The sequence below is a fragment of the Cellulomonas sp. A375-1 genome, assembly GCF_001040865.1.
In the GTDB taxonomy this organism is placed as follows: Bacteria; Actinomycetota; Actinomycetes; order Actinomycetales; family Cellulomonadaceae; genus Cellulomonas; species Cellulomonas gelida.
The window spans coordinates 34,988-55,350 of the sequence record NZ_LFKW01000036.1 but is presented as its reverse complement, the minus strand read 5'-3'; the positions used below and the strand labels follow the sequence as shown (position 1 = coordinate 55,350).

20 protein-coding genes are annotated in these 20,363 nt (G+C 71.3%); 10 read left to right on the top strand and 10 right to left on the bottom strand.

All coding sequences use genetic code 11. The features are described from left to right. The first annotated feature begins 5 nt into the window (after nucleotides 1-5). Together CWIS_RS04080 and CWIS_RS04075 are read left to right on the top strand one after the other, a co-directional pair. A complete protein-coding gene (locus tag CWIS_RS04080) occupies nucleotides 6-938 on the top strand; it encodes an ABC transporter ATP-binding protein (RefSeq protein ID WP_048341964.1) in 933 nt (310 codons plus the stop codon). A gap of 86 nt (nucleotides 939-1,024) precedes the next feature. Continuing rightward, the gene (locus tag CWIS_RS04075) at nucleotides 1,025-2,593 is read left to right on the top strand and encodes an ABC transporter permease (RefSeq protein WP_156186535.1); all 1,569 of its coding nucleotides are present in this window, start codon (nucleotides 1,025-1,027) and stop codon (nucleotides 2,591-2,593) included. 93 nt (nucleotides 2,594-2,686) lie between these two features. Here CWIS_RS04075 and CWIS_RS04070 read toward each other — a convergent pair whose 3' ends face one another. Continuing rightward, nucleotides 2,687-3,544, bottom strand: a complete 858-nt coding sequence (locus CWIS_RS04070) for an NAD(P)-dependent oxidoreductase (protein ID WP_048341962.1) — start codon at nucleotides 3,542-3,544, stop codon at nucleotides 2,687-2,689. 344 nt (nucleotides 3,545-3,888) lie between these two features. On the opposite strand from CWIS_RS04070, the gene CWIS_RS04065 reads away from it, so the two are divergent. Next, nucleotides 3,889-5,328 carry a non-reducing end alpha-L-arabinofuranosidase family hydrolase gene (locus CWIS_RS04065; protein WP_048341961.1) on the top strand — a complete coding sequence of 480 codons (1,440 nt, stop codon included), beginning with the start codon at nucleotides 3,889-3,891 and terminating at the stop codon, nucleotides 5,326-5,328. Nucleotides 5,329-5,487: 159 nt separating this feature from the next. On the opposite strand, the gene CWIS_RS04060 is transcribed toward CWIS_RS04065, so the two are convergent. The 3 genes from CWIS_RS04060 to CWIS_RS04050 all read right to left on the bottom strand — a co-directional run bounded on the left by CWIS_RS04060 (nucleotide 5,488) and on the right by CWIS_RS04050 (nucleotide 8,204). Beyond that, on the bottom strand, nucleotides 5,488-6,615 hold the full coding sequence (locus tag CWIS_RS04060) for a GNAT family N-acetyltransferase (protein ID WP_048341960.1): 1,128 nt from the start codon (nucleotides 6,613-6,615) through the stop codon (nucleotides 5,488-5,490). 105 nt (nucleotides 6,616-6,720) lie between these two features. Further along, a complete protein-coding gene (locus CWIS_RS04055; RefSeq protein WP_231583649.1) occupies nucleotides 6,721-7,476 on the bottom strand; it encodes a VanW family protein in 756 nt (251 codons plus the stop codon). 230 nt (nucleotides 7,477-7,706) lie between these two features. Continuing rightward, the gene (locus tag CWIS_RS04050) at nucleotides 7,707-8,204 is read right to left on the bottom strand and encodes a DUF427 domain-containing protein (RefSeq protein WP_048341958.1); all 498 of its coding nucleotides are present in this window, start codon (nucleotides 8,202-8,204) and stop codon (nucleotides 7,707-7,709) included. Nucleotides 8,205-8,317: 113 nt separating this feature from the next. On the opposite strand from CWIS_RS04050, the gene CWIS_RS04045 reads away from it, so the two are divergent. Beyond that, the gene (locus CWIS_RS04045) at nucleotides 8,318-8,803 is read left to right on the top strand and encodes a hypothetical protein (RefSeq protein WP_048341957.1); all 486 of its coding nucleotides are present in this window, start codon (nucleotides 8,318-8,320) and stop codon (nucleotides 8,801-8,803) included. Nucleotides 8,804-8,866: 63 nt separating this feature from the next. On the opposite strand, the gene CWIS_RS04040 is transcribed toward CWIS_RS04045, so the two are convergent. Both CWIS_RS04040 and CWIS_RS17935 read right to left on the bottom strand, forming a co-directional pair. Then, complete coding sequence (locus CWIS_RS04040) at nucleotides 8,867-9,286, bottom strand: PIN domain-containing protein (protein ID WP_048341956.1); 420 nt, start codon at nucleotides 9,284-9,286, stop codon at nucleotides 8,867-8,869. After that, nucleotides 9,283-9,546 (bottom strand): type II toxin-antitoxin system Phd/YefM family antitoxin, encoded by a 264-nt coding sequence (locus tag CWIS_RS17935; RefSeq protein WP_082156199.1) that lies wholly within the window; start codon nucleotides 9,544-9,546, stop codon nucleotides 9,283-9,285. Before CWIS_RS17935 ends, CWIS_RS04040 begins: the two co-directional genes overlap by 4 nt. A 19-nt stretch (nucleotides 9,547-9,565) precedes the next feature. On the opposite strand from CWIS_RS17935, the gene CWIS_RS17930 reads away from it, so the two are divergent. The 3 genes from CWIS_RS17930 to CWIS_RS04025 all read left to right on the top strand — a co-directional run bounded on the left by CWIS_RS17930 (nucleotide 9,566) and on the right by CWIS_RS04025 (nucleotide 10,929). Beyond that, a complete protein-coding gene (locus CWIS_RS17930) occupies nucleotides 9,566-9,985 on the top strand; it encodes a transposase (protein WP_197080751.1) in 420 nt (139 codons plus the stop codon). Beyond that, on the top strand, nucleotides 9,966-10,238 hold the full coding sequence (locus CWIS_RS04030; protein ID WP_048341955.1) for an IS3 family transposase: 273 nt from the start codon (nucleotides 9,966-9,968) through the stop codon (nucleotides 10,236-10,238). Before CWIS_RS17930 ends, CWIS_RS04030 begins: the two co-directional genes overlap by 20 nt. A gap of 319 nt (nucleotides 10,239-10,557) precedes the next feature. Next, entirely contained in the window at nucleotides 10,558-10,929 is a 372-nt protein-coding gene (locus CWIS_RS04025; protein ID WP_156186534.1) for a hypothetical protein, read from the top strand. Nucleotides 10,930-10,938: 9 nt separating this feature from the next. Here the strand turns inward: CWIS_RS04025 and CWIS_RS04020 are convergent, their stop codons facing one another. Both CWIS_RS04020 and dnaB read right to left on the bottom strand, forming a co-directional pair. Then, nucleotides 10,939-12,288, bottom strand: coding sequence for a protein NO VEIN domain-containing protein (locus CWIS_RS04020; protein WP_082156198.1), 1,350 nt, complete (start codon nucleotides 12,286-12,288; stop codon nucleotides 10,939-10,941). Between the two features lie 322 nt (nucleotides 12,289-12,610). Further along, the gene (dnaB, locus tag CWIS_RS04015) at nucleotides 12,611-16,192 is read right to left on the bottom strand and encodes a replicative DNA helicase (RefSeq protein WP_048341994.1); all 3,582 of its coding nucleotides are present in this window, start codon (nucleotides 16,190-16,192) and stop codon (nucleotides 12,611-12,613) included. Nucleotides 16,193-16,535: 343 nt separating this feature from the next. On the opposite strand from dnaB, the gene CWIS_RS04010 reads away from it, so the two are divergent. Then, nucleotides 16,536-17,870, top strand: a complete 1,335-nt coding sequence (locus CWIS_RS04010; protein ID WP_048341993.1) for an MATE family efflux transporter — start codon at nucleotides 16,536-16,538, stop codon at nucleotides 17,868-17,870. Nucleotides 17,871-17,911: 41 nt separating this feature from the next. Here CWIS_RS04010 and CWIS_RS04005 read toward each other — a convergent pair whose 3' ends face one another. Continuing rightward, a complete protein-coding gene (locus tag CWIS_RS04005; protein ID WP_048341952.1) occupies nucleotides 17,912-18,280 on the bottom strand; it encodes a VOC family protein in 369 nt (122 codons plus the stop codon). Nucleotides 18,281-18,341: 61 nt separating this feature from the next. Here CWIS_RS04005 and CWIS_RS04000 point away from each other — a divergent pair, with 61 nt between their 5' ends. Further along, the gene (locus CWIS_RS04000) at nucleotides 18,342-18,803 is read left to right on the top strand and encodes a MarR family winged helix-turn-helix transcriptional regulator (RefSeq protein WP_048341951.1); all 462 of its coding nucleotides are present in this window, start codon (nucleotides 18,342-18,344) and stop codon (nucleotides 18,801-18,803) included. Nucleotides 18,804-18,830: 27 nt separating this feature from the next. Here the strand turns inward: CWIS_RS04000 and CWIS_RS03995 are convergent, their stop codons facing one another. After that, on the bottom strand, nucleotides 18,831-19,694 hold the full coding sequence (locus tag CWIS_RS03995) for an N-acetyltransferase (protein ID WP_048341950.1): 864 nt from the start codon (nucleotides 19,692-19,694) through the stop codon (nucleotides 18,831-18,833). A gap of 137 nt (nucleotides 19,695-19,831) precedes the next feature. On the opposite strand from CWIS_RS03995, the gene CWIS_RS03990 reads away from it, so the two are divergent. Further along, nucleotides 19,832-20,363, top strand: a 532-nt coding sequence (locus CWIS_RS03990; RefSeq protein WP_048342002.1) for a MerR family transcriptional regulator, incomplete at its 3' end; no start/stop codon positions are given.

Here is a 20,363-nt window from a genome sequence, read left to right as displayed (position 1 = left end):
CCTTCATGCCCACGGCAGCCTCCATGGCGGTGCAGGTCGAGAACCTGCACAAGAGCTTCGGCCACGTCCACGCCCTGCGAGGGCTGGACCTGACCGTCCCGACCGGTCAGGTGACCGGCTTCCTCGGCCCCAACGGGGCCGGGAAGACGACAGCCATCCGCGTCCTCCTCGGTCTGCTCAAGGCCGACTCCGGACGCGTCGCTCTCCTCGACGGCGACCCCTGGACGGATGCGGTGCGGCTGCACAGGCGCGTCGCGTACGTGCCCGGCGACGTCACCCTCTGGCCAAACCTCACCGGCGGCGAGGCGATCGACATCCTCTGCCGGATCTCCGGCCCGCTCGACCCGCGGCGGAAGCACGCCATGCTCGAGAGGTTCGAGCTCGACCCCACCAAGAAGGCACGGACCTACTCGAAGGGCAACCGGCAGAAGGTCGCGCTCGTCGCCGCCCTCGCCTCCGATGCCGAGCTGCTCCTCCTGGACGAGCCGACGAGCGGACTCGACCCGTTGATGGAGGCGGCGTTCACCGAGTCCATCCGCGAGATCAAGGCGCAGGGGCGGTCGGTGCTGCTGTCGAGCCACATCTTCGCCGAGGTGGAGAAGCTCGCCGACCGCGTCACGATCATCCGCGAAGGTGCCACCGTCGAGTCCGGGACCATCGCCGAGCTCCGGCACCTGACGCGCACGCAGGTCACCGCTGTGCTCGACGGGGGCGTGGACGGCCTCGCGACGCTGCCCGGTGTGCACGACCTGACGGTGCTCGACCGGCACGTGACCTTCGCCGTCGACGAGGCGGCGCTGCCGACAGTCCTGGCGCGCGTCGCGGTGCTCGGGCCGCGCTCGCTCGTCGCCAACCCGCCGTCACTGGAAGAGCTGTTCCTGCGGCACTACGGCGACGAGCTCGCAGCTCTGTCCGCACGTGCGGAGCGGCAGCCGTGACGGCCACGACCGCCACGCCTCCGCGGCGACTCGCGCCGACAGCCCGTCGAGGACGCACGCTCGAGAGCTGCGCAGGGTGGCGACCGATGGTGCGCCTCCAGCTGCGCCGCAACCGGGTTCGTCTGGCGGCGTGGCTCGTCGCACTCGTCACGATGTTCGCGTACGTCGCGTCCTACTACCAGGAGCTCTTCCCCACACAGGCGGCGCTCGACGACTTCGCCGCCGTCTCGAACACGCCCGGTATCAGGGCCCTCACCGGCCTGTCGCCAGCGGCGAACACGCTCGGCGGTGCGGTCTGGACGAAGGCCTGGATGACGATCGCGCTGGCCCTGGCGCTCGGGGTCGTGTTCCTCGCCACCCGGAACGGCCGGGCCGACGAGGAAGCGGGCCGCACCGAGCTGCTGCGCTCTCGGATGCTGGGGGTGCACGCCGCCACCGTCGCCTCGTGGCTGGTCCTGGCGTGCCTGTGCGTCCTGGTGGGCGTCGGCATCACCCTCGTCTCCGCCGCACAGGGCCTCGATCCTGCGGGCGCGGGACTGCGGGGTTCATCCGTGCTGGGCGCGTCAGTGGCGGGAGTCGGTCTCGTCGGCCTGGGCGTCGGCGCCGTTGCCGGACAGGTGGCCGGGACCGCGCGAGCCGCGAATGCACTCGGATCGGCGGTGATCCTCGGCTTCTACGTCCTGCGCATGGTGGGCGACCTCGGTGACGGCGCGCTCACGTGGGCGTCACCGATCGGGTGGGGCCAGAAGATGGAGCCGTTCGCGGGCGATCGGTGGTGGCCCCTCGCGCTGCTCGCCCTCCTTGCCGTCGTGCTGTGCACGGTCGCGATCACGCTCGAAGCCCGGCGTGACCATGGCGCAGGACTGATCGCGGCGAGGCCAGGGCGGGCATGGGCGCCACGCCGGTTCGCCTCGCCCCTGGGGCTCGGGCTGCGGTTGCAGCGCGGGCCGATCGTCGGATGGACGATCGCGGTCGTGCTCGCCGCGGTGCTGTTCGGCTCCGTCGCCGAGGCCATGGCCGACCTCCTGGACGACGCCGGCGGCGATACGGCCGACCTGCTGCGAGGCGCGGGTGTTCCGGCACTGCTGTCGATGCTCGCCAGCATGATCGGACTCGTCACGGCGGTCTTCGCGACCCAGTCGGCAGTGTCGCTGCGCGGCGACGAGGCGACCGGCATCCTCGAGCCGCAGCTCGCCGGAGCCATCTCACGCACCCGTTGGGCTCTGGAGCGCCTGCTCATCCCCGTGGCCGGCTCCGCCGTGCTGCTCGCCGTCGGAGGCGCGGTCCTCGGAGCCGTGTACGGAGCGACGGTCGACGACCCCTCTCAGTCAGCCGCGATGGCCGGCGCCACGCTCGCGTACTGGCCGGCGGTCATGGTCCTGGTCGGGCTCGCGGTCGCCCTGTTCGGCTGGGTGCCCCGCGTCGCGGTGCCCGCCACCTGGGGCGTCATGGCCGCGATGTGGTTCGCCACCATGCTCGGTGAGGTCTTCGGGCTGCCCGACTGGGTCCTGGACGGACTGCCGTTCGCAGCAGTCCCGTACCTTCCGCTGGAGCCCTTCTCCTGGACGCCCCTGGTGGCTCTGACGATGGTCGCCGTTGCGCTCACCTGGGCGGGCGTCCACCGGTTGAGGCAGCGAGACCTCCAACCTGCCTGACTCGCGCGAGCGGCGGCGCCGCCTCGCGGAGCTGCGGGAGCTGCGGCTCCGACCGTCACGCAGGGTCACGGTCGGACAGACCGGGCACGGGCCTCAGACCTCGTCGCGCCAGGTGTGCTGCGGGTCGTACCCCAGCAGGCGACGTGCCTTGTCGATGGACAGGAGCGTCTCGCGGCCCTCGATCGGGCGTCGCACGGGGACGTCCGGGAAGTACTCGGCGACCAGCTCGGCCGACGGGCGGTCCAGCACCGAGTCGGGTGAGGCGACGATGAAGGCCTCGAACCCCCGCAGGTCGCTCTCGAGCGCGAGGCGGACCGCGAGGGCACCGTCGCGGGCGTCGATGTAGCTCCACAGGTTCCAGATCCGGCTGCGCGGGTCGGCCGCGAAGCTCGGGAACGCGGCGTAGTCGCCGACGTCCATGACGTTGGAGAACCGCAGGCCGATGAGCTTGAGCTCCGGGTCCCAGCGCGTGAAGTGCCGGGCCATCTCCTCCTCGACGGCCTTGCCGAGGGAGTACGTGCTCTCCGGGCGGACGGCGTACTCCTCGTCGACCGGGACGTACGGCGGAGGCGTCTCGAAGGGCAGCCCGAGGACGGTCTCGCTCGACGCCCAGACCACGTTCGTGATGCCTGCGCGGCGGGCGGCGCTGAACACGTGGTGCGTGGCGACGACGTTGTTCGCGAACGTCGCGCCGCTCGGCCGCAGACCCGGCGCGGGGATGGCCGCGAGGTGCACCACCGCGTCGACACCGTCGTACCGGTCGTCGATCCCCGTGAGCGCCTCGGTCACCTCGCCCAGATCGGTGAGGTCGACCCGGGTGAACAGCGCCTGCTGACCCGCTGGCGGGGGAGCGGTGTCGACGTTGACCACGTCGTACCCGTGCACCGCCAGGTGCTCGACGACGGCGCGGCCGAGCTTGCCGCCCCCGCCGGTCACGACGACGCGGCTCATGCGCCGACCCCGACGTGCGACGACGAGACCCGCGCGTCCACGGCCTGGACGAGAGCTGCCGGGCGCGGCGACGGGACAGGTGCGGAGCGGGGCAGGTTCATGCGCACATCACATCACGGGCCGTCTCGCTGCCAGCCGCAGGGAAGACCGCACTCGTCGTCCACACGAAGCGTTTCAGGCAGGACCGGGGGGCATCGTCCCGTGTGACATTGAGCCCGACGCCGTGTGAACGATCACACGACGGATGCCAGTGGGTCCGTCCACGCGGCGCACCCGCTCCCGGATCGAAGGGAGATGGACAGGTGAGAAGAAGCCCAAGGAGCCCGCGACGACGGTGGTCCGCGATGCTCGTCGCGCTGGGCGTCGCGGCGGCCGGTGCGGTCGCGGTCGCGGCGGCGCCGACGGCGACCGCAGCGAGCATCGACACCTCGGCGTCGTACGTGCTGGTCAACCGCACCAGCGGCAAGGCCCTCGACGTGTACGCCCGGGCCACCACTGACGGTGCCCGCATCACGCAGTGGTCGCGCAACGACGGCACCAACCAGCAGTGGCAGTTCGTCGACTCGGGCGGCGGCTACTACCGGCTCAAGTCCCGCCTGTCCGGCAAGGTCCTCGACGTCAGCGGCCGGTCCACTGCCGACGGCGCCGCGATCATCCAGTGGACCGACAACAACTCGTCGAACCAGCAGTTCAGCGTCCAGGACGTCGACGGGTACATCCAGCTGATCGCGCGCCACAGCGGCAAGGCCGTCGAGGTGCAGGGCGCCTCCACCGCCGACGGCGGCAACGTCGTGCAGTACGCCGACTGGAACGGCAGCAACCAGCAGTGGCAGATGGTCCGCGTCGGCGGTGGCACGCCCACGCCCACGTCGGGGACCGGGTGCTCGCTGCCGTCGTCGTACCGGTGGGACTCCTCCGGCCCCCTCGCCCAGCCGCGGTCGGGCTGGACGTCGCTGAAGGACTTCACGAACGTCGTCCACAACGGCAAGCACCTCGTGTACGCGTCGAAGGTCGAGAACGGCAGCTACGGCTCGATGGCGTTCAGCCCGTTCACGAACTGGTCGGACATGGCGACCACGAGCCAGAACGCCCTCCCCTCCGGCACGGTCGCTCCCACGCTGTTCTACTTCGCGCCCAAGAACATCTGGGTCCTGGCCTACCAGTGGGGTCAGTGGCCGTTCATCTACCGGACCTCGACCGACCCGACGAACGTCAACTCGTGGTCGTCACCGCAGCCGCTGTTCACGGGCAGCATCACCGGCTCCGGGACCGGCCCGATCGACCAGACCCTCATCGGTGACGGGCAGAACATGTACCTGTTCTTCGCCGGCGACAACGGCAAGATCTACCGCGCGAGCATGCCGATCGGGAACTTCCCGGGCAGCTTCGGGTCCAGCTACACCACGATCATGAGCGACACCACGGCCAACCTGTTCGAGGGTGTGGAGGTCTACAAGGTCGCCGGTCAGAACCAGTACCTGATGATCGTCGAGGCGATGGGCTCGGGCGGGCGCTACTTCCGCTCGTTCACGTCCTCCAGCCTGTCGGGGTCGTGGACACCGCAGGCCGCGTCCGAGAGCAACCCGTTCGCGGGCAAGGCCAACAGCGGCGCGACGTGGACCAACGACATCAGCCACGGCGACCTGGTCCGGTCCAACCCCGACCAGACCAAGACGATCGACCCGTGCAACCTGCAGCTGCTCTACCAGGGCCGCGACCCCAACGTGAACGCCGACTACAACAACCTGCCGTACCGCCCGGGCCTGCTCACGCTCCGGCGCTGACGAGCGCGGCGCACGACACCCACGAGCGTGGGAGCCAGGGGGTGGGCCCGGTTCATCCGAGCCCACCCCCTGCCGGCGCCGCCGGCGAAGTGCGTCGAGCAGGTCCTGTGCCGCGGCCGTGTCCGCTGCGGCCGCTTCCGCGACCTTCAGCAGGTGCGATCACGCCAGGTGCTTCTGCCAGACCGCCGCGACACCGTCCGCCACGAAGCCGAGCGCGACGTTGATCGCGAGCATGTGGGCGTTCTCCTGCGCGTTCCACGTGTGGATCCGCGCGACACCCGGCCGCCACGCGGCGAGCGCACGCAGGTTCGCGACCTTGACGAGCATCCCGAGGCGGTGCCCGCGGTGCTCGCGCAGCACGAGCGTGTCCTCCTGGAACCCGAACGGGACCTCGGGGAAGGGCACCTGGAGCACCGTGAACGCGACGAGCTCGCCCGACGCGACGTGCTCGGCCACCGCGACCAGCACGTGCTGCTGCCGGCCTGCGAGGTCCGCGAGGTGGCTACGCACGCGGTCGGCGTCCCACGGGTCCTCGTCGTAGTCGACCTCGCCGAGCGGCACGTCCGTGCTCATCCGGGTCCACAGCCGCGCGAGGTCGTCGAGACGCTCCTCGGGGATCTCGTCGCGCCACGTGACGATGCGGTAGGTGTCACCGGCCGCGGCGGCGGCATCGTCGCCGAGGGGGTCGAGCACCGGCGACGGAACCGGCAGGTACAGCGTGGAGTGGCGACCGACCTGCTCGAGCGTGTAGCCGCGCTCGAGCGAGACGACCGCCTCGGGCGAGTCGACCGGCACGCGGCCGGCACCCGTGCGGGGTTCGAGCGCTCCCGGCCCCGCGGGCGGCTCCGGGGCGTGCGGTGCCGTGTAGACGACGGTCGTGCAGCCGAGCGCCGCGGCCTCCTCCTCGATCCCCGCGAGCAGCACGTCGAGAACGCCGTCGTGAGCGTGCGCGGGACGCACGGCCAGCGGTCCGGCCCAGAGCAGGTGCGTGTTGGCCTCGCGGCCGACGACGACGAGCGCGACCCCGACGACGTCAGCGGGCTGCGGCGGGACGTCCTGCGGGTGCGAGGCGCGCACCACCAGGAGCATCTGCTTGCGGTCGTACTCCTGGTGACGGACGACGCCGTGCATGACCCACGGCGGAGCCCACTGGTCGGTCCAGCCCCACACGGCGGCCTCGCGCTCGCGCTCGACGTCGCTGAACGCGTGCAGCGCCCACGCGTCGGGGTGGTCGAGGTCGGCGGGTGGTTCGGGAGCGCGCACGACGCGCCAGCTTCGGTCGGTCACGCGCCGAGTCTGGCGACCCGGCACCGGGCCTGACCAGGCATTAGTCCCGCTCCACGCCTGGGTGCGCGCTCGGCCCCGGATGACGTTCGACACCGGGAGACGCGCCTAGCCGGCGCCGCCGGCCCCCAGGAACGGCTGGTACATGAGCCTGCCCTGGTTGACCGCGAGGAGCTCGTCGTCCACCTCGTTCCCGGCCCCGTCGAGCACCCGTCGGCGCAGAACGTTGTGACGCGTGAAGACGCCGGGCAGGTCGTTCCTCATCTCGTGCGCGGCCTCATACACCTCGTAGGTGTGCAACGGTGCCTGGTCGCTGGTCCACGCCCCGACGAGGTGGGTCTGCCCGACCGTCAGCGAGAGCCGGAACGTCGCGGACGTGCGGTTCTCGATCTGCAGGTCGAGCACGGGCCACGAGCACGTGGCGCCGCTGCCGAACGGCTGCGTGCGGCCGGTGTCCGGGAAGACGTCATAGGTGTGCCGCCAGCGCTCGACCACGGTCAGCGGTGAGTGCACGGTCATCCAGTACAGGAGGTTGGTCATCTGGCACAGCCCACCGCCGACGCCCTCGTCGACCTCGCCCTGCCGCAGGACCAAGCCGTCGGTGAACCCGCGCCGGTAGCTCGGCCGCCCGACCAGTCGCCAGAACGACATCCGCTGCCCGGGCCGTAGCGCACTGCCGTCCAGCCGCCCGGCCGCGATCGCCAGGTTCACCGCCTTGTTCTCCTGCAGGCGGCGGTCCACCCCGGCCAGCTCGCGGAAGATCGGTGTGCGGTGGGCCGCGACCTCGTGCTCGAAGCCGTCCACGGCCACACGGTCCAGCCGCGCCTGCACGCCGGCCTGCCGCCACTGCCACTCCCGACGCAACCGCCACGCTGCCGGCCCGAGCGACCTCCGGGCGCGCTCGCGCACGGAATCGGTGACCCTCGATGTGCCGCCCGGCCTCGTGCCCACCGCAGCTCCGCCCCCGCCCGCCGGGGCTCGATCCCCGTGCTCGCCAGCGCCGATGCGCTCGACGGACGTGATCGTCCCGTCCCCGGGCACGGCATGGCAAGGAGAGCGCCGGACGAGGGTCGTCCAGACCTGGTGTCCGGCCGTCACCAGTTCTGAGTGCCCGGACCGCCCTTGAACGGTCCGACGACGTGCGAGGTGATCCAGCCGCCGTAGAAGCCGCCCTCCTGGGCCTGGACGACCTCGCCGTCGACCGTGCAGCGGTCCATGGCGCCCGGCATCACGGCGATCGAGCCGGCGAGCACCTCGTAACCAGCGGCCGGGTCCGGGTACGTCCACCCCGCACGGGGCGCCACCAACCCCCCGCCCACGACGTCGACGTACGCGGCCTGCCCCTTCCACTCGCACCAGGACGCTCCGGGGACGGCGCGCAGCGACCCGGCGACGAACGCCGACCGGGGCAGGTAGTACGTCGGTGGGTGGCTCGTCTCCAGCACCCGCCAGCTCGACGACGTCCGCGCCACCACCTCACCACCGAGCACGATCACGAGCTCGGCCGTGCACGGCTCGACGCGCGGGGGGCGCGGGTAGTCCCACACCGACTCCTGCCCGGGCGCGGGACGGATCGGGACAGGACGGGGCACGTTCTCGACCGTACGTCGAGCCCGGCCGCGTCGCAGCCCCGCGTCTGGTCCGGCGAGCAGGACGGGTCGCCGCCTGCCGCGCGACGACGCCCGCTGCGGGTGACGATGGCGCGATGACGTCGACTCAGCACGGACCGGACGAGGACCACACCGCTCCCGCGGGGGTCTCCGACGAGCTGGTCGAGGCGGTCGGAGGCGTCACCGCGTCCTTCGAGGTGATCGAGCACGCGCGCGGGATGCTCTACGCGTTCCACCGGCTCGTCGGCCGGGCGGACAAGGAGCTCGCCGAGGCCCTCGACCAGCTCGAGGCCGCCGGGCGCCCCGACCTCGCCGAGGCGCTGCGGAAGGAGGTCGTCGGGCGCAACGTGATCGACGGACGCTGGACGTTCCAGCTCGTCGAGGAGTTCGACTCCGGCTACTACAAGGCGTTCGCCGACGCCGAGCGGGCGGTCCGCGACGCGACGATGGGAGGGCGCCGGCACGTCTTCGAGGCGCAGCTCAAGGAGCGGGAACGGACCCACAGTCGCCCGGGCCACGAGGCCCGCCCGGCGGCGCATCATCCCGGGGCTCGAGCCGACGTGCCGGAGCATCCAAGCTGACACCGGCGCATGCGGCCATCCGTGGAACCAGAGACGCACTGCGCCCCCGACGGGCCAGCTGCCTCAGGGCAGGCGGGCGCAAGCCGGTGGCCCGACCGGTCGGGGCGCGCGAACCTCGAGGACGTCGTCGAGCCCCGCGAAGTCGCCGACGTTCCGTGTGACCAGCACCGCGCCATGTGCGTGGGCGGTCGCTGCGATCAGCAGGTCGAACGCGCGGGCCCGCGGCCGCCGTCCGGCCGCGACGGTCTTCGTCGCCAGCAGCGCGTACGACGACGCAACCGAGTCATCGATCGGCAGGGCGGCGAGCGCGCCCTCTGCACTCGACAGCACCCGCATCCGCGCCGCCCTGCTCTCGGGTGTCCGCGCGATCAGGACTCCGAAGCGCAGCTCGGCCAGCGTCGCCATGCTGATCGCGGCTTCGTCGCCCGTATCGGTAGGCACCAGCCCGTCGATCAGGACGTTCGTGTCGAGGATGAGCCTCACCGGTGAGCGTCGCGCTCGAACGGGTCGGTCGGCGCGCCGTCGACCAGCGACATGTCCTGGTCCCAGTGCGGGTCATCCACCCCGGGGAAGAGTGCCGCCAAGTCCGTGACCGGACGCCAGGTCGGTCGGGTCTCGAAGTGGGGCACGAGGTCCGCGACCGGCCGTCCGTGAACAGTCACGACGACGCGCTCACCCTCCTCGACGCGACGCAGAACTCCTGACGCATCCTGCCTGAGCTCCCGAACCCCCACGGTCGTCATCCACCCAAAGTAGCACCGTGTGCTACTCAGGCGCAGTCGAGCTCGGTCGCTCGCGCCTGGACTGAGACGTCAGCCCGGGAGATCCCGACAGCCCACACCAGGTCGCGCAGGGGGTGGCTCAGATCCTCGACGGGTCCGGTCCGAGCCGGCGTTCGCCAGGCTCTGCGGGGTCGCCCCGATCCCAGCTTCCTCGGGGACGACCACCCGCCACCGACTCAACCGCGGCGGTCACCGACAGGCCAACGCAGCCCTCTACCTGGTCGTGATCGTACGGATGCAGCACCACGAACCGACCGGGTCCTACGTCACCCGCCGCATGACCGAGGGCAAGACCAAGTCCGAGATCATCCGCTGCCTCAGACGTCACCTCGCCCCCGCGCTCTGGGCCGCGATGCGCCCCCTCCGCGTCGTAGCGACCGGTGCAGCGCAAGCCGCTTGACAGACGGAGGAGCATCAACGCCCTCGCTGAGGCGTTCAACCCCCTGTTCAAGGCCGAGCTCGTCCGCAGCAAGGGCCCGTGGAGAGGCGTCGACGGCCTCGAGATCGCCGTCGCGGAGTACGTCGACTGGTTCAACCACCGACGCCTGCACGGCGAGACAGGACTCGTCCCACCCGCCGAGCACGAGGCCAACCACTACCGGCACAACACCGCCCCGACTACCGTCGAAGCGTCAGTTCCGAGCCTCCACTGAACCGATCACGAGACAGACAGGCGATTTGTCCCCTGAACTGGGCCTACGCAATTCCGCCAGCGCACCGACGAGAGCCATCAAGGCGCGGAGGACCAACGTGTCGGATCGAAAAGATGACACCCCGACTCTCGAAGAGCTCGCCGCTGGACTCGAGGGCGTAAGCGTGGCGTCCTCCGACGTCGCGGCGTGCTTGTGGCCCGAGTGCCCAAGACTCTGCCGGCGGCCCGGTCGCGGCCGCGGCCGACCCCAGATGTTCTGCTCAGCGAGCTGCCGCGCGAAGTACGCCTACCGACGGGGCCAACTCGACCACGCACTGACCGTGGTCGAGGACGTCGCAGACGAGCTGGCCGAACTGTTGCCGTTCGCCAAGTCGTCGGAGGCGGAGCGGCTGCGTCAGCTCGTCATCGAGGCCCACCGGAACCTCGAGTGGCAACTCGCCCGGTTGTCACGCGACCGCGCCCATCGCCGTAGGCACCGCCCCGGACCAGCTGATCCCGGCCAACCCCACCTGCGAGCCCTCTACACGTTGACCGGGGACTCCCCCGGCCGCGCGGAACTCGCAGCGATCGAGGCAGAGGAAGCCTCCTGGCGGCGCTTTCAGCTCTTCTGGGGGCGCGACGACGCACTCCCGACCAGGCGGGTGAGAATTCGCGTCGGTCGTGCGTCGTCATTCACCGAGGGCTCGCCGTAACGCCGTCGGTCAGGCGTCGTCCACGGGCAGGTCACGCCCAGGTGCCGAACCTGTCGTTGCCTCGTCGTCCGCGCGTGCAGGGGCCCAGTCGTACCCTCGGGGTCGCAATGTCCCCTGGTCGGGACGCCAGTCGAGCATCGCGAAAGTCCCGCTGGCAGGATCGACCTCGCCCTCGGCGCTGACGGCGACGTTGGACAAGATCCCGATCACACACTGCCCAGGATGGCGACGAGCGAACTCCACCTCCGCCGGCGACACGATGACCGAGAGACCGCTCGTGACCGTCCCCTTCGCCTCGAGGTAGACCTTCTCGTCGCCCTTCACCGCCAGCGCGTCGTATCCGAACTTCGAGTGGCGAACATCCGTCACGACCCAGCCCAGCGATCGGTAGTGCGCTTCCATCCGCGACTGCGCCGCATCCTCGACAGCCTTTCGGATGGCCGGATCGTCCTGCCAACCCTGCCCGGCACCTCCGCGGCCACCGGAGGTCACACCGCGCTTCCCACCCCCATGGGTGCCTCTCGCCGCCCGATCCAGCCCCAGGTTTCGGAGGTGTTCTGCCCACAGAATCTCGAGCTGCGGAAGGACCTCGTCTCGGACCTTGATGCCGCTGCCCTGCGGATGCCAGTGCTGTCCTGGCAGCGCCGCCTCGACCTGGACGAGGTCCAGCCGATCGTCCGCTTCCACAACCGTGTCCCAGTCGACGGGCACGAAGTTGCTCTGCCTTCCTGAGCCGTCGAAGTGCTCGTCGCGGAAGATCGGCCCTGTGACCGTGCCACTGGCGACGATGCCCCTTCCCTGACTGCCGAGACGCACCAGGAACACACGATCGTCCGCTTCGACTCCACCCTCGCGACCGCCCATCGACCAAGAGTCGCGATATAGGCTCCCGGCCTTCGTTGCCGCAACGGCCGAGGCGAGCTCCAGATCGTCCCAGTGCCACACGTCGGGGTTGTAGGTCAGAAGGAACGCGCTGCGCGCATGCCACGGCGCCCGGTTGTCCAGGTCCGAGGTGTCGAGGTAGGAGACGTGGCGGCCGCGCACCGGACGACCAACGAGTGACTCGTAGACGGGGTGGCCAGGTCCGAGCACGTGCCCCACGAGGGCGTGCAGGACTCGATCACCTTCCAGCACCCACTCACGGGGCCCGGTCAGTTCCGCGACCACTCGTACGGCGCCGTTGTGCGACATCGTTGCGTAGCGCTCCGAGTCAGCCGCGACCCCGATCGCCCACGTCCCGCGATTGCGTTCCCAGAGTTCCGCGTCAGAAAGATCGTCACGCCACCCGACCGACGAACGACCCCACGCGTCGTCGGGCGAGGCGTCGTGCCAGTCCGTGAGGTGCAGATTCACCGCCATGGACGAAGTGTTGCACCGGGCGGCTGACGGGCTGCCCTGCGACGCCGGTCAGTCGTTCACCCGTAGCAGCCGGATCGACGGAGGTGCCTGGAGAGACGCGGCGGCCACGTCCTGAGCGGCCGACCGCCGGCGCACGCCCACGTCAGTCGATCTTCTCTTGCGGGTGCTCGACAGACTCGATGCGCCGTCGTAGCCCTGAGGTGAGTGGCTAGTGACGCTCTTGTAGGGGTCTACAGACACACTCGGCGGGGTACTTAAAGTATCGGGATGCGACTCTCAGACTAAGTTGCATCTCGACAGCGGAACCTACACCGGCGGCGGCTTAAGCCTGCATGTCGACGAAGCGGCTGAAGTGGCCCTGGAATGCAACCGTGATCGTGTCCGTCGGACCGTTTCGGTGCTTGGCGACGATGAGGTCGGCCTCGCCGGCGCGCGGCGACTCCTTCTCGTAGGCGTCCTCGCGGTGGAGCAGGATCACCATGTCCGCGTCCTGCTCGATGCTGTTGTGGACGGCGATGCCATTGGCGATGAAGTTATGCGTCCCCACGACGGTCGCGTCGAAGACCTGCTGATCCCCCATCGGCTCGATCGCGACGACCTCGTCCCACAGCAGGTCGTTGACGGCGTCAACCTGCAGGTCGGCGCGGTCGAGCACGTCGACGACCTGCGCGAGCGGCGCCCGTCCTTCGGCCTGGGAACGAGCGGCCGCGGCCATCAGGACCGTGCGGACCTCGTCCCACATGCGGACCGGCTCGGTCGACGCATCGACGTCGCGTTCCCGGACCCGGCTGAGCAACTCGTCCGCGGCGACCGCGTGACGGCCCTCGATGCCGACCTCCTGAAGGAGGCGCCGCAGGTCGTCCTTCTCCACCAGCTCGAGCACCATGCCGTCGGTGGACCGGCGGATGCGCGTGGAGATACCGAACCGCAGCAGCAAGCGGCTCACGCCGTCGAGCACGCGGCGACCGGTTGCCCGAAGGGTCACCAGGCCCGTCCCGCCGTCGAGCGTCACCGCGCCGTTCTGGGTCAGCAGTGTGCGTAGGAACAGCGCGATCTGCGGCTTGGGCAGGTGGAACAGCGAGGCCGGCAGCGACTCGCCGAGCTGCTCCCACACCTCGTCGTCCCAGACTGCGGCACCCGGGGCGGTGCGCCCGGCGATCATGCGCGCCAGCATCGTCACGTCGCGGTCCAGCCACGTAGCCGTCTGCTCCGGGCCGGGGACGTGCCTCGGCACGCCGATGCGTGAGCCGGGCTCGAGCTCGCCGAGTGGGGTCCAACCTTCGTACGTCAGGAACGGGTGGTTCGCCGTCGCGGTGACCTCCTTGCCGGAGGCCAGGCGGAGCCGGTAGGTGGGCTTGACGCCCGTCGGGAACACGTGGGTCAGGTGGCGTCGGACGTACTGCAGCCGATCGTCGAGCGCCCACACCGGCACGTCGGTGGCGCGCAGCGCGTACAGCTCGCCGAGCGTCGTCTCGGCACCGGTGTCCGCGCGCAGGACGCGCGTGTCCTCGGACAGGCACCCGGACTCGCGAAGGTCGCTCATCTGCGGCTTCTTGTCCGTGCGCTGTTCCGGACCACGGTTCAGCTGCGAGATCGCGATGACGGGGACCTCGAGCTCCTTGGCGAGGAGCTTGAGCGCACGCGAGAACTCGGAGACCTCCTGCTGACGCGACTCGACGCGCTTGCCGGACGTCATGAGCTGCAGGTAGTCGATGACGACGAGCTTGAGGTCGTGCCGCTGCTTGAGGCGCCGGCACTTGGCACGGATCTCCATCAGCGACATGTTCGGGGAGTCGTCGATGAACAGCGGAGCGGCGGAGATCTTGCCCATCGTCTGGGCGATCTTGGCCCAGTCGTCCTCGCCCATCTGACCGGTGCGCAGCTTCTGCAGATGCACGCGCGCCTCGGCGGACAGCAGACGCATGACGATCTCGTTGCGACTCATCTCGAGCGAGAACACGACCGACGACATGTTGTGCTTGATCGACGCCGACCGCACGATGTCGATGCCGAGGGTGGAGTTGTGCGTCGGCACCATGGCCTCGCCGGCGAGGTACAGGTGCGACGGGTGCGCGATCTCGACGCAGCGGACCGGGACGGACTCGACGGGCTCGACCGACACGATGAACCGCTGCCACAGGCGCGGGGTCGAGGGACGACGACGCTCCTTGTGCACGAGCTTCTTGCGCTCGAGGCCGAACACGTCGTCGTCGGTGGTGAAGGTGATGGTGAAAGCCGTCGACGTCGCGTCCGAGCGGCCCGCGACGGTGCGAGTCGACCAGCCGGTGCGGTAGCCGAGGGAGTGCACGAGCTCTCGCACGTCGCGCGCAAGGCGCTCGTCGGTGAGCGTGATCTGCGGGCTGCCCGTGGGGTTCACTGTGCCGTCGGTGTCGAGCAGGCCGGCGAGCAGGTCGCGCCGCTGCCGCTCGCTAGCCCGCAGGTACGCGGCCGGGATGTGCTTGTTGCCGAGCACGCCGAGCGTCCGGAGCCGACCCTGCACCGTGCCGTACGCGCAGTGGCACTGCTGGCAGCGGCGTAGGCCGGACGTCTCGCGGCCGCAGTCGGGGCACGTGGGTATGGGAGCGCCGACGGAGAGCGTCTTCACCTTCCCGCCGCACGACTGACCGCAGGTCCGGACCTGGCGGCGTGGGTTCACGTAGGAGGCGCCGCAGACCTCGCACGCGCGGGTCTCGACCTCCTCCTTGGGGAGGGACACGGTGTAGAGACGAGCGACCCCACTCGTCGGCGCGGAGCGCACGTCGTAGCCGCGGCCCTCGATGTGCATGGCGATCTCGGGGTCCGCGCTCGTGAAGCGGGCTGACGCGGTGTGGCCGTCGCCGAGCCAGACGCCCAGGAGGTACGGGTCGACGAGGAGGTCGGCGTCCGGGAGGCGCAGGGGGCGGGCCGTCTCGACCGAGTGGTTCGCGCGGCGGTCGGCCGTCGCGCAGCGCACCGTGCCGTGGATCTCCTCGGTGGTCCAGATGCTCGGCGTCCCGCCGTCGCTCTGCCGCCGGTCGGCCCGAGTGCGAGTCGACCACTGGTGCTGGGCGTCCGCGAGGATCGTCGTGCCGTCGTCGAACGTGACCCGGTAGCAGGGGCGGTCGACCATGACCTCGGTCGCGGCGACGACCGTCGTCGGGTTGCCGTCTGCGGCGATGAGCTGGTCGCCGACCTGCACCTCACCCATCGTCGTCCAGCCGGTGGGCGTGGGCAGGGGGGTGTCGAGCGCGAGGGCCTTGCCGATGGCCGGGCGAGCGGCCAGGACGATCATCTGGCCCGGGTGCAGGCCATTGGTCAGGCGGTCCAGGTCGGAGAAGCCCGTGGGGACGCCGATCATGCCCTCGCCGCGGTGACCGGCGGCCTCGATCTCGTCGACGGTCCCGCCGATGATCTCGGACAGCGGCAGGTAGTCCTCGGACGAGCGTCGCTCGGTGACCGCGTAGACCTCGGCCTGCGCGTTGTTGACGAGCTCGTCGACGTCGCCGCCGTCGGTCCCGTAGCCGAGCTGCACGATGCGCGTGCCGGCCTCGACGAGCTTGCGCAGGATCGCGCGCTCGCGCACAATCCGCGCGTAGTAGCCGGCGTTCGCGGCCGTGGGGACGGACGCGATGAGCGTGTGCAGGTAGGGCGCACCGCCGATGCGGCCGATCTCGCCGCGTTTGGTCAGCTCGTCGGCGACGGTGATCGCGTCGGCGGGCTCGCCGCGGCCGTACAGGTCGATGATCGCGTCGTAGACGACCTCGTGCGCGGGGCGGTAGAAGTCGGTGCCGCGGATCTGCTCGATGACGTCGGCGATGGCGTCCTTCGAGATCATCATGCCGCCGAGGACCGAGCGCTCGGCCTCGAGGTCCTGCGGAGGGGTGCGGTCGAACTCGCGCCGTCCGGATCCGGCGTCGGACGGCATGCCGTACTCGAGCTCTTCGATCGTCACCTACGCACCCAATCCCCGCTGGACGAAGTCCTCGAACCCGTGTTCTACCCCCACCCTCCGACATGCACGGCGAAGCACCGCTCGTGGGAAGGTTCCCGCGCACAGTAGGACCGCCGGGGTGCGCCGCGCGAATCGCCCAGAGCCCCTGTGGAAACACGCCGTCGAACCTGTGGATCGCCGTGGGGACGCCTGTGCATCAAGATGTGCACAGGCCGTGGACAGACTTGTGGATACCGCGGGTCGGGTCGGCGAATCGCCGGTGCGACGAGCACATACGCAGTTCAACGGGTGTGGAGCACGCCAGGGGGTCGGAACCATCTCAGCCACCGGACAGCCCCGTGTCACGATCGACCGGCAGATCCTCGCCCTCGCGATCCCCGCGCTCGGGGCGCTCGTCGCAGAGCCCCTGTTCATCCTGGTCGACTCGGCCGTGGTCGGGCACCTGGGCACCTCGGCGCTCGCGGGTCTGGCGCTCGCCTCGAGCGTGCTGCTCACGGTCGTCGGACTGTGCGTGTTCCTCGCCTACGCGACCACCGCGTCGGTCTCCCGCCGCCTCGGCGCCGGGGACCACGCGGGTGCGTTGCAGGTGGGTGTGGACGGGATGTGGCTCGCGCTGGGGCTGGGGGTGGTCCTCGCGGCGGGGCTGTGGATCGCCTCGCCGTGGGTGGTCGCCTTCATGGGCGCCGACGACGAGACCGCCCGGCAGGCCGTCACCTACCTCCGCTGGTCGGCGCCCGGCCTCGTCGGGATGCTCGTCGTCCTGGCCGCGACCGGGACCCTGCGCGGGCTGCAGGACACCCGCACCCCGTTGGGCGTCGCGGTCGTCGGCGCCGTGGTGAACACCGTCCTCAACGTCACGCTGGTGTGGGGGCTGCACCTCGGCATCGCGGGATCCGGCGCCGGCACCGCCCTGACCCAGCTCGGCATGGGCGTGGTGCTGGGGCTCGTCGTCGTGCGCGGTGCGCGGGCCGCCGGGTCGTCGCTGCGGCCCGCCGCCGGTGGGATCTGGGCGAGCGCGCGGCACGGGTTGCCCCTGCTCGCGCGCACCGCGACGCTGCGCGGCGCGATCCTGCTCACCACGTGGGTCGCCGCGGGGCTCGGCGCGGTGACGCTGGCCGGGCACCAGGTCGTCAGCTCCGTCTGGGGCCTCGCGGCCTTCGCTCTCGACGCGCTCGCGATCGCCGCGCAGGCTCTCGTCGGCCATGCCCTGGGCTCGGGCGACGTGCCCCGCACCCGGGGCATCCTGCGGCGCACGCTGCAGTGGGGGGTCGGGGCGGGCGTGGTGCTCGGGCTGATCCTCGGTGGCGCGGCCGCGCTGTACGCGCCGCTGTTCACGTCCGACGACGAGGTGCGGCACGCGATCGTGCTCGGGATGCTGGTCGCCGGCGTGTGCATGCCGATCGCCGGGTGGGTGTTCGTGCTCGACGGCGTGCTGATCGGCGCGGGCGACGGCCGGTTCCTCGCGTGGGCGGGGCTCGTCACGCTCGTCGTCTACGTGCCGTTCGCCCTCGCGGTGCGCGCGTACGCCCCGCCGGGCGCCGACGGCCTGTTGTGGCTGACCGCCGCGTTCTCCGGCGTCTTCATGCTCGCCCGCGCCGCGACCACCGGCTACCGCGCCCGCGGCACGGCCTGGATGGTCACGGGCACCTGACGGGGCCCGAACCGCGCGGCCCGACAGCCGCGCCGCCCGGGTCACGCCCGGTCGTGCAGGGTGATCTGGTAGCCGTCGGGGTCGGCGAACGTGAACGTGCGGCCGAACGGTCCGTCGACGGGGGCCGCGACGATCGTGTGCCCGTCGGCCGCCAGGGCGTCGTGGATCTCCTGCACGTCGGTCGCGTGCAGCCAGACGGCCGCGCCGATCCCGGGCCGGGGCGCGGAGTCGAGGTCGGTCCCGGGCATCACGTCGCGGACGGCGAAGGCGATGGGCCGGGTCTCGAAGACGACGGCGTGCGGGGGACCGGCCGGCGACCGGACCAGGCCGAGGTACTGCTCGTAGAACGCCTGCGACGCGGCGAGGTCGCGGACCTGCAGGGAGACGAAGTCGGGACCGGTGACGGGCATGGGGGCTCCTCGGGGTCTGTGTCAGGTTCCTGACACGGAGAACGTATGTCAGGATGCTGACATGGGTCAAGGGGATGCCGGCGTCGACCTCGGGACGTCCATGGGCTACGCGCTCAAGGAGGTCTCGGCCGCCCTGCGCACGGCCATGGAGGAGGTGCTCCGGCCGCTCGGCATGAACGTCACGCGGTACGCGTGCCTCGAGCTGCTCGCCCAGCGGCCCGGGATGTCGAGCGCGGAGCTCGCGCGGCGCGCGTTCGTCACGCGGCAGTCGATGAACGCGCTGCTCCAGGCGCTGGAGCAGGAGGGCTACGTCAGCCGGCCGAGCGAGGCGCCCGTGGGGAAGGTCCTGCCCACCACGCTCACCGACGCGGGGCGGCGCAGCCTGCAGCAGGCGACGGTGGCGGTCCGGTCCGTCGAGCTCGCGATGCTGACCGGCCTGACGCCCGACGAGCAGCGCAGCGCGTTCGACGCCCTGCGGACCATGGTCCGGAACCTGCGCGACGACAGCGACGACGAGCAGTAGCCCTCCGGGCTGCGCCGTGACCGCGGCTCAGCCGCGCGTCCGGTCCAGCCGCTCGGGCTCGGGCTGGAAGCCCGCGGAGCGGTAGGTGGCGACGGCCGTCACGTTGGCGGTCGGTGTGCAGACCAGCGCCGACGACGAGCCGAGCGCCCTGAGCTCGGCCGCGGCGGCGAGGCAGATGCGCCGCCCGTACCCGCTCCCGCGGTGCGCGGCGTGCACGCCCATCGGCTCGAGCAGCCCCGGCCGCCCGGCACCGGCGGACCAGACCGTGACCCCGGCGACCGGCACGCCCGCCGCGTCCCGGCCGAGCAGGCACCGCGCGTCGACGAACGCCGACCCGGCGGCCATCGTCTGCCAGACCTCGTCGGTGAACCGCTCGTTCCCCCACGCCGCGCGGTGGACCGCGGTGAACTCCGCGGTCCGCCCGGCCTCGACCACCTCGACGTGCAGCCCGTCGACCTCGACCGGGTCGGTGAGGTCGCGGCGCAACGGCGTCCAGGGCCCGCCCGCACCCCACCCGCGCTCGCCCAGGAGCTCGTGGACCCGCGTCGCGTGGGGCGCCTCGACCACCACCGCACCGTCCGGCAGGACACCTCGCACGGGGTCGCACACGTCGGCGACGACCTGCTGCGCGACGTCGTCGTCCTGCCACGCGCCGGGTGCGACGGTCATGCGCAGCGCGTCGGGACCGTCGAGCAGGCCGATCGCGACGACCTCGTCGTCCCGGCTCCAGGTCCGCACGGCGGCGGCCGCGGCGTCGGCGCCGAACCTCCGGTACCAGCCCAGGTCGCCCGGGTGCAGCTGCAGGGGCGCGGACTCGTCCTGCCAGCCCCGCAGGGTCTCGACGACGCGGGGCAGCAGCTGCGGTGACGGCGTGCCGAGCTCGACGGTCATGGGCTGATCCCACACCGACAGCACCGCCGTCGCACGGCATTTCCGCCCGCCGCGGAGCGATCTGGGGCCGGCGCCCTGCCGGCATCCGCCCGCGCGGGCTTGACCTTCGACTCGGGTCGAAGGTCTACCGTCGCCGCATGAGCTACCGCATCGCTGAGGTCGCCGGGCTGGTCGGGGTGCCGGCCACGACGCTGCGCTACTACGAGGACATCGGCCTCGTCACGCAGCCCGCCCGGGGTGGCAACGGCTACCGGTCCTACGACGACGACGACATCGCCCGGCTGCGGTTCATCACCGCGACCAAGAACCTCGGCATCCCGCTGACCGACGTCGCCGACCTGGTCAAGGCGTACGACCTCGACGACTGCTCGAGCGTCGCGCACCAGGTGGTCGAGATGGTCGCCGTGCGGCTGGTCGAGACGCAGACGCGCATCGGTGAGCTCGTGGCGCTCGCGGCCCAGCTGCAGCGCGTCTCGGCGCGGCTCGCCGAGGCCGAGACCTCGGGCCCGTGTGGGCAGGGGTGCCCGTGCGCAACCGCGGCGCCGGAGCCGCTGGCGGACCGGCGCACGTTCGTCCCGCTGACCCGCGCTCCGGGCACAGCACCGGACGCTCCCGTGATCGCGTGCTCGCTCGACGCCGGCTCGGTGCCCGACCGGGTTGCCGAGTGGC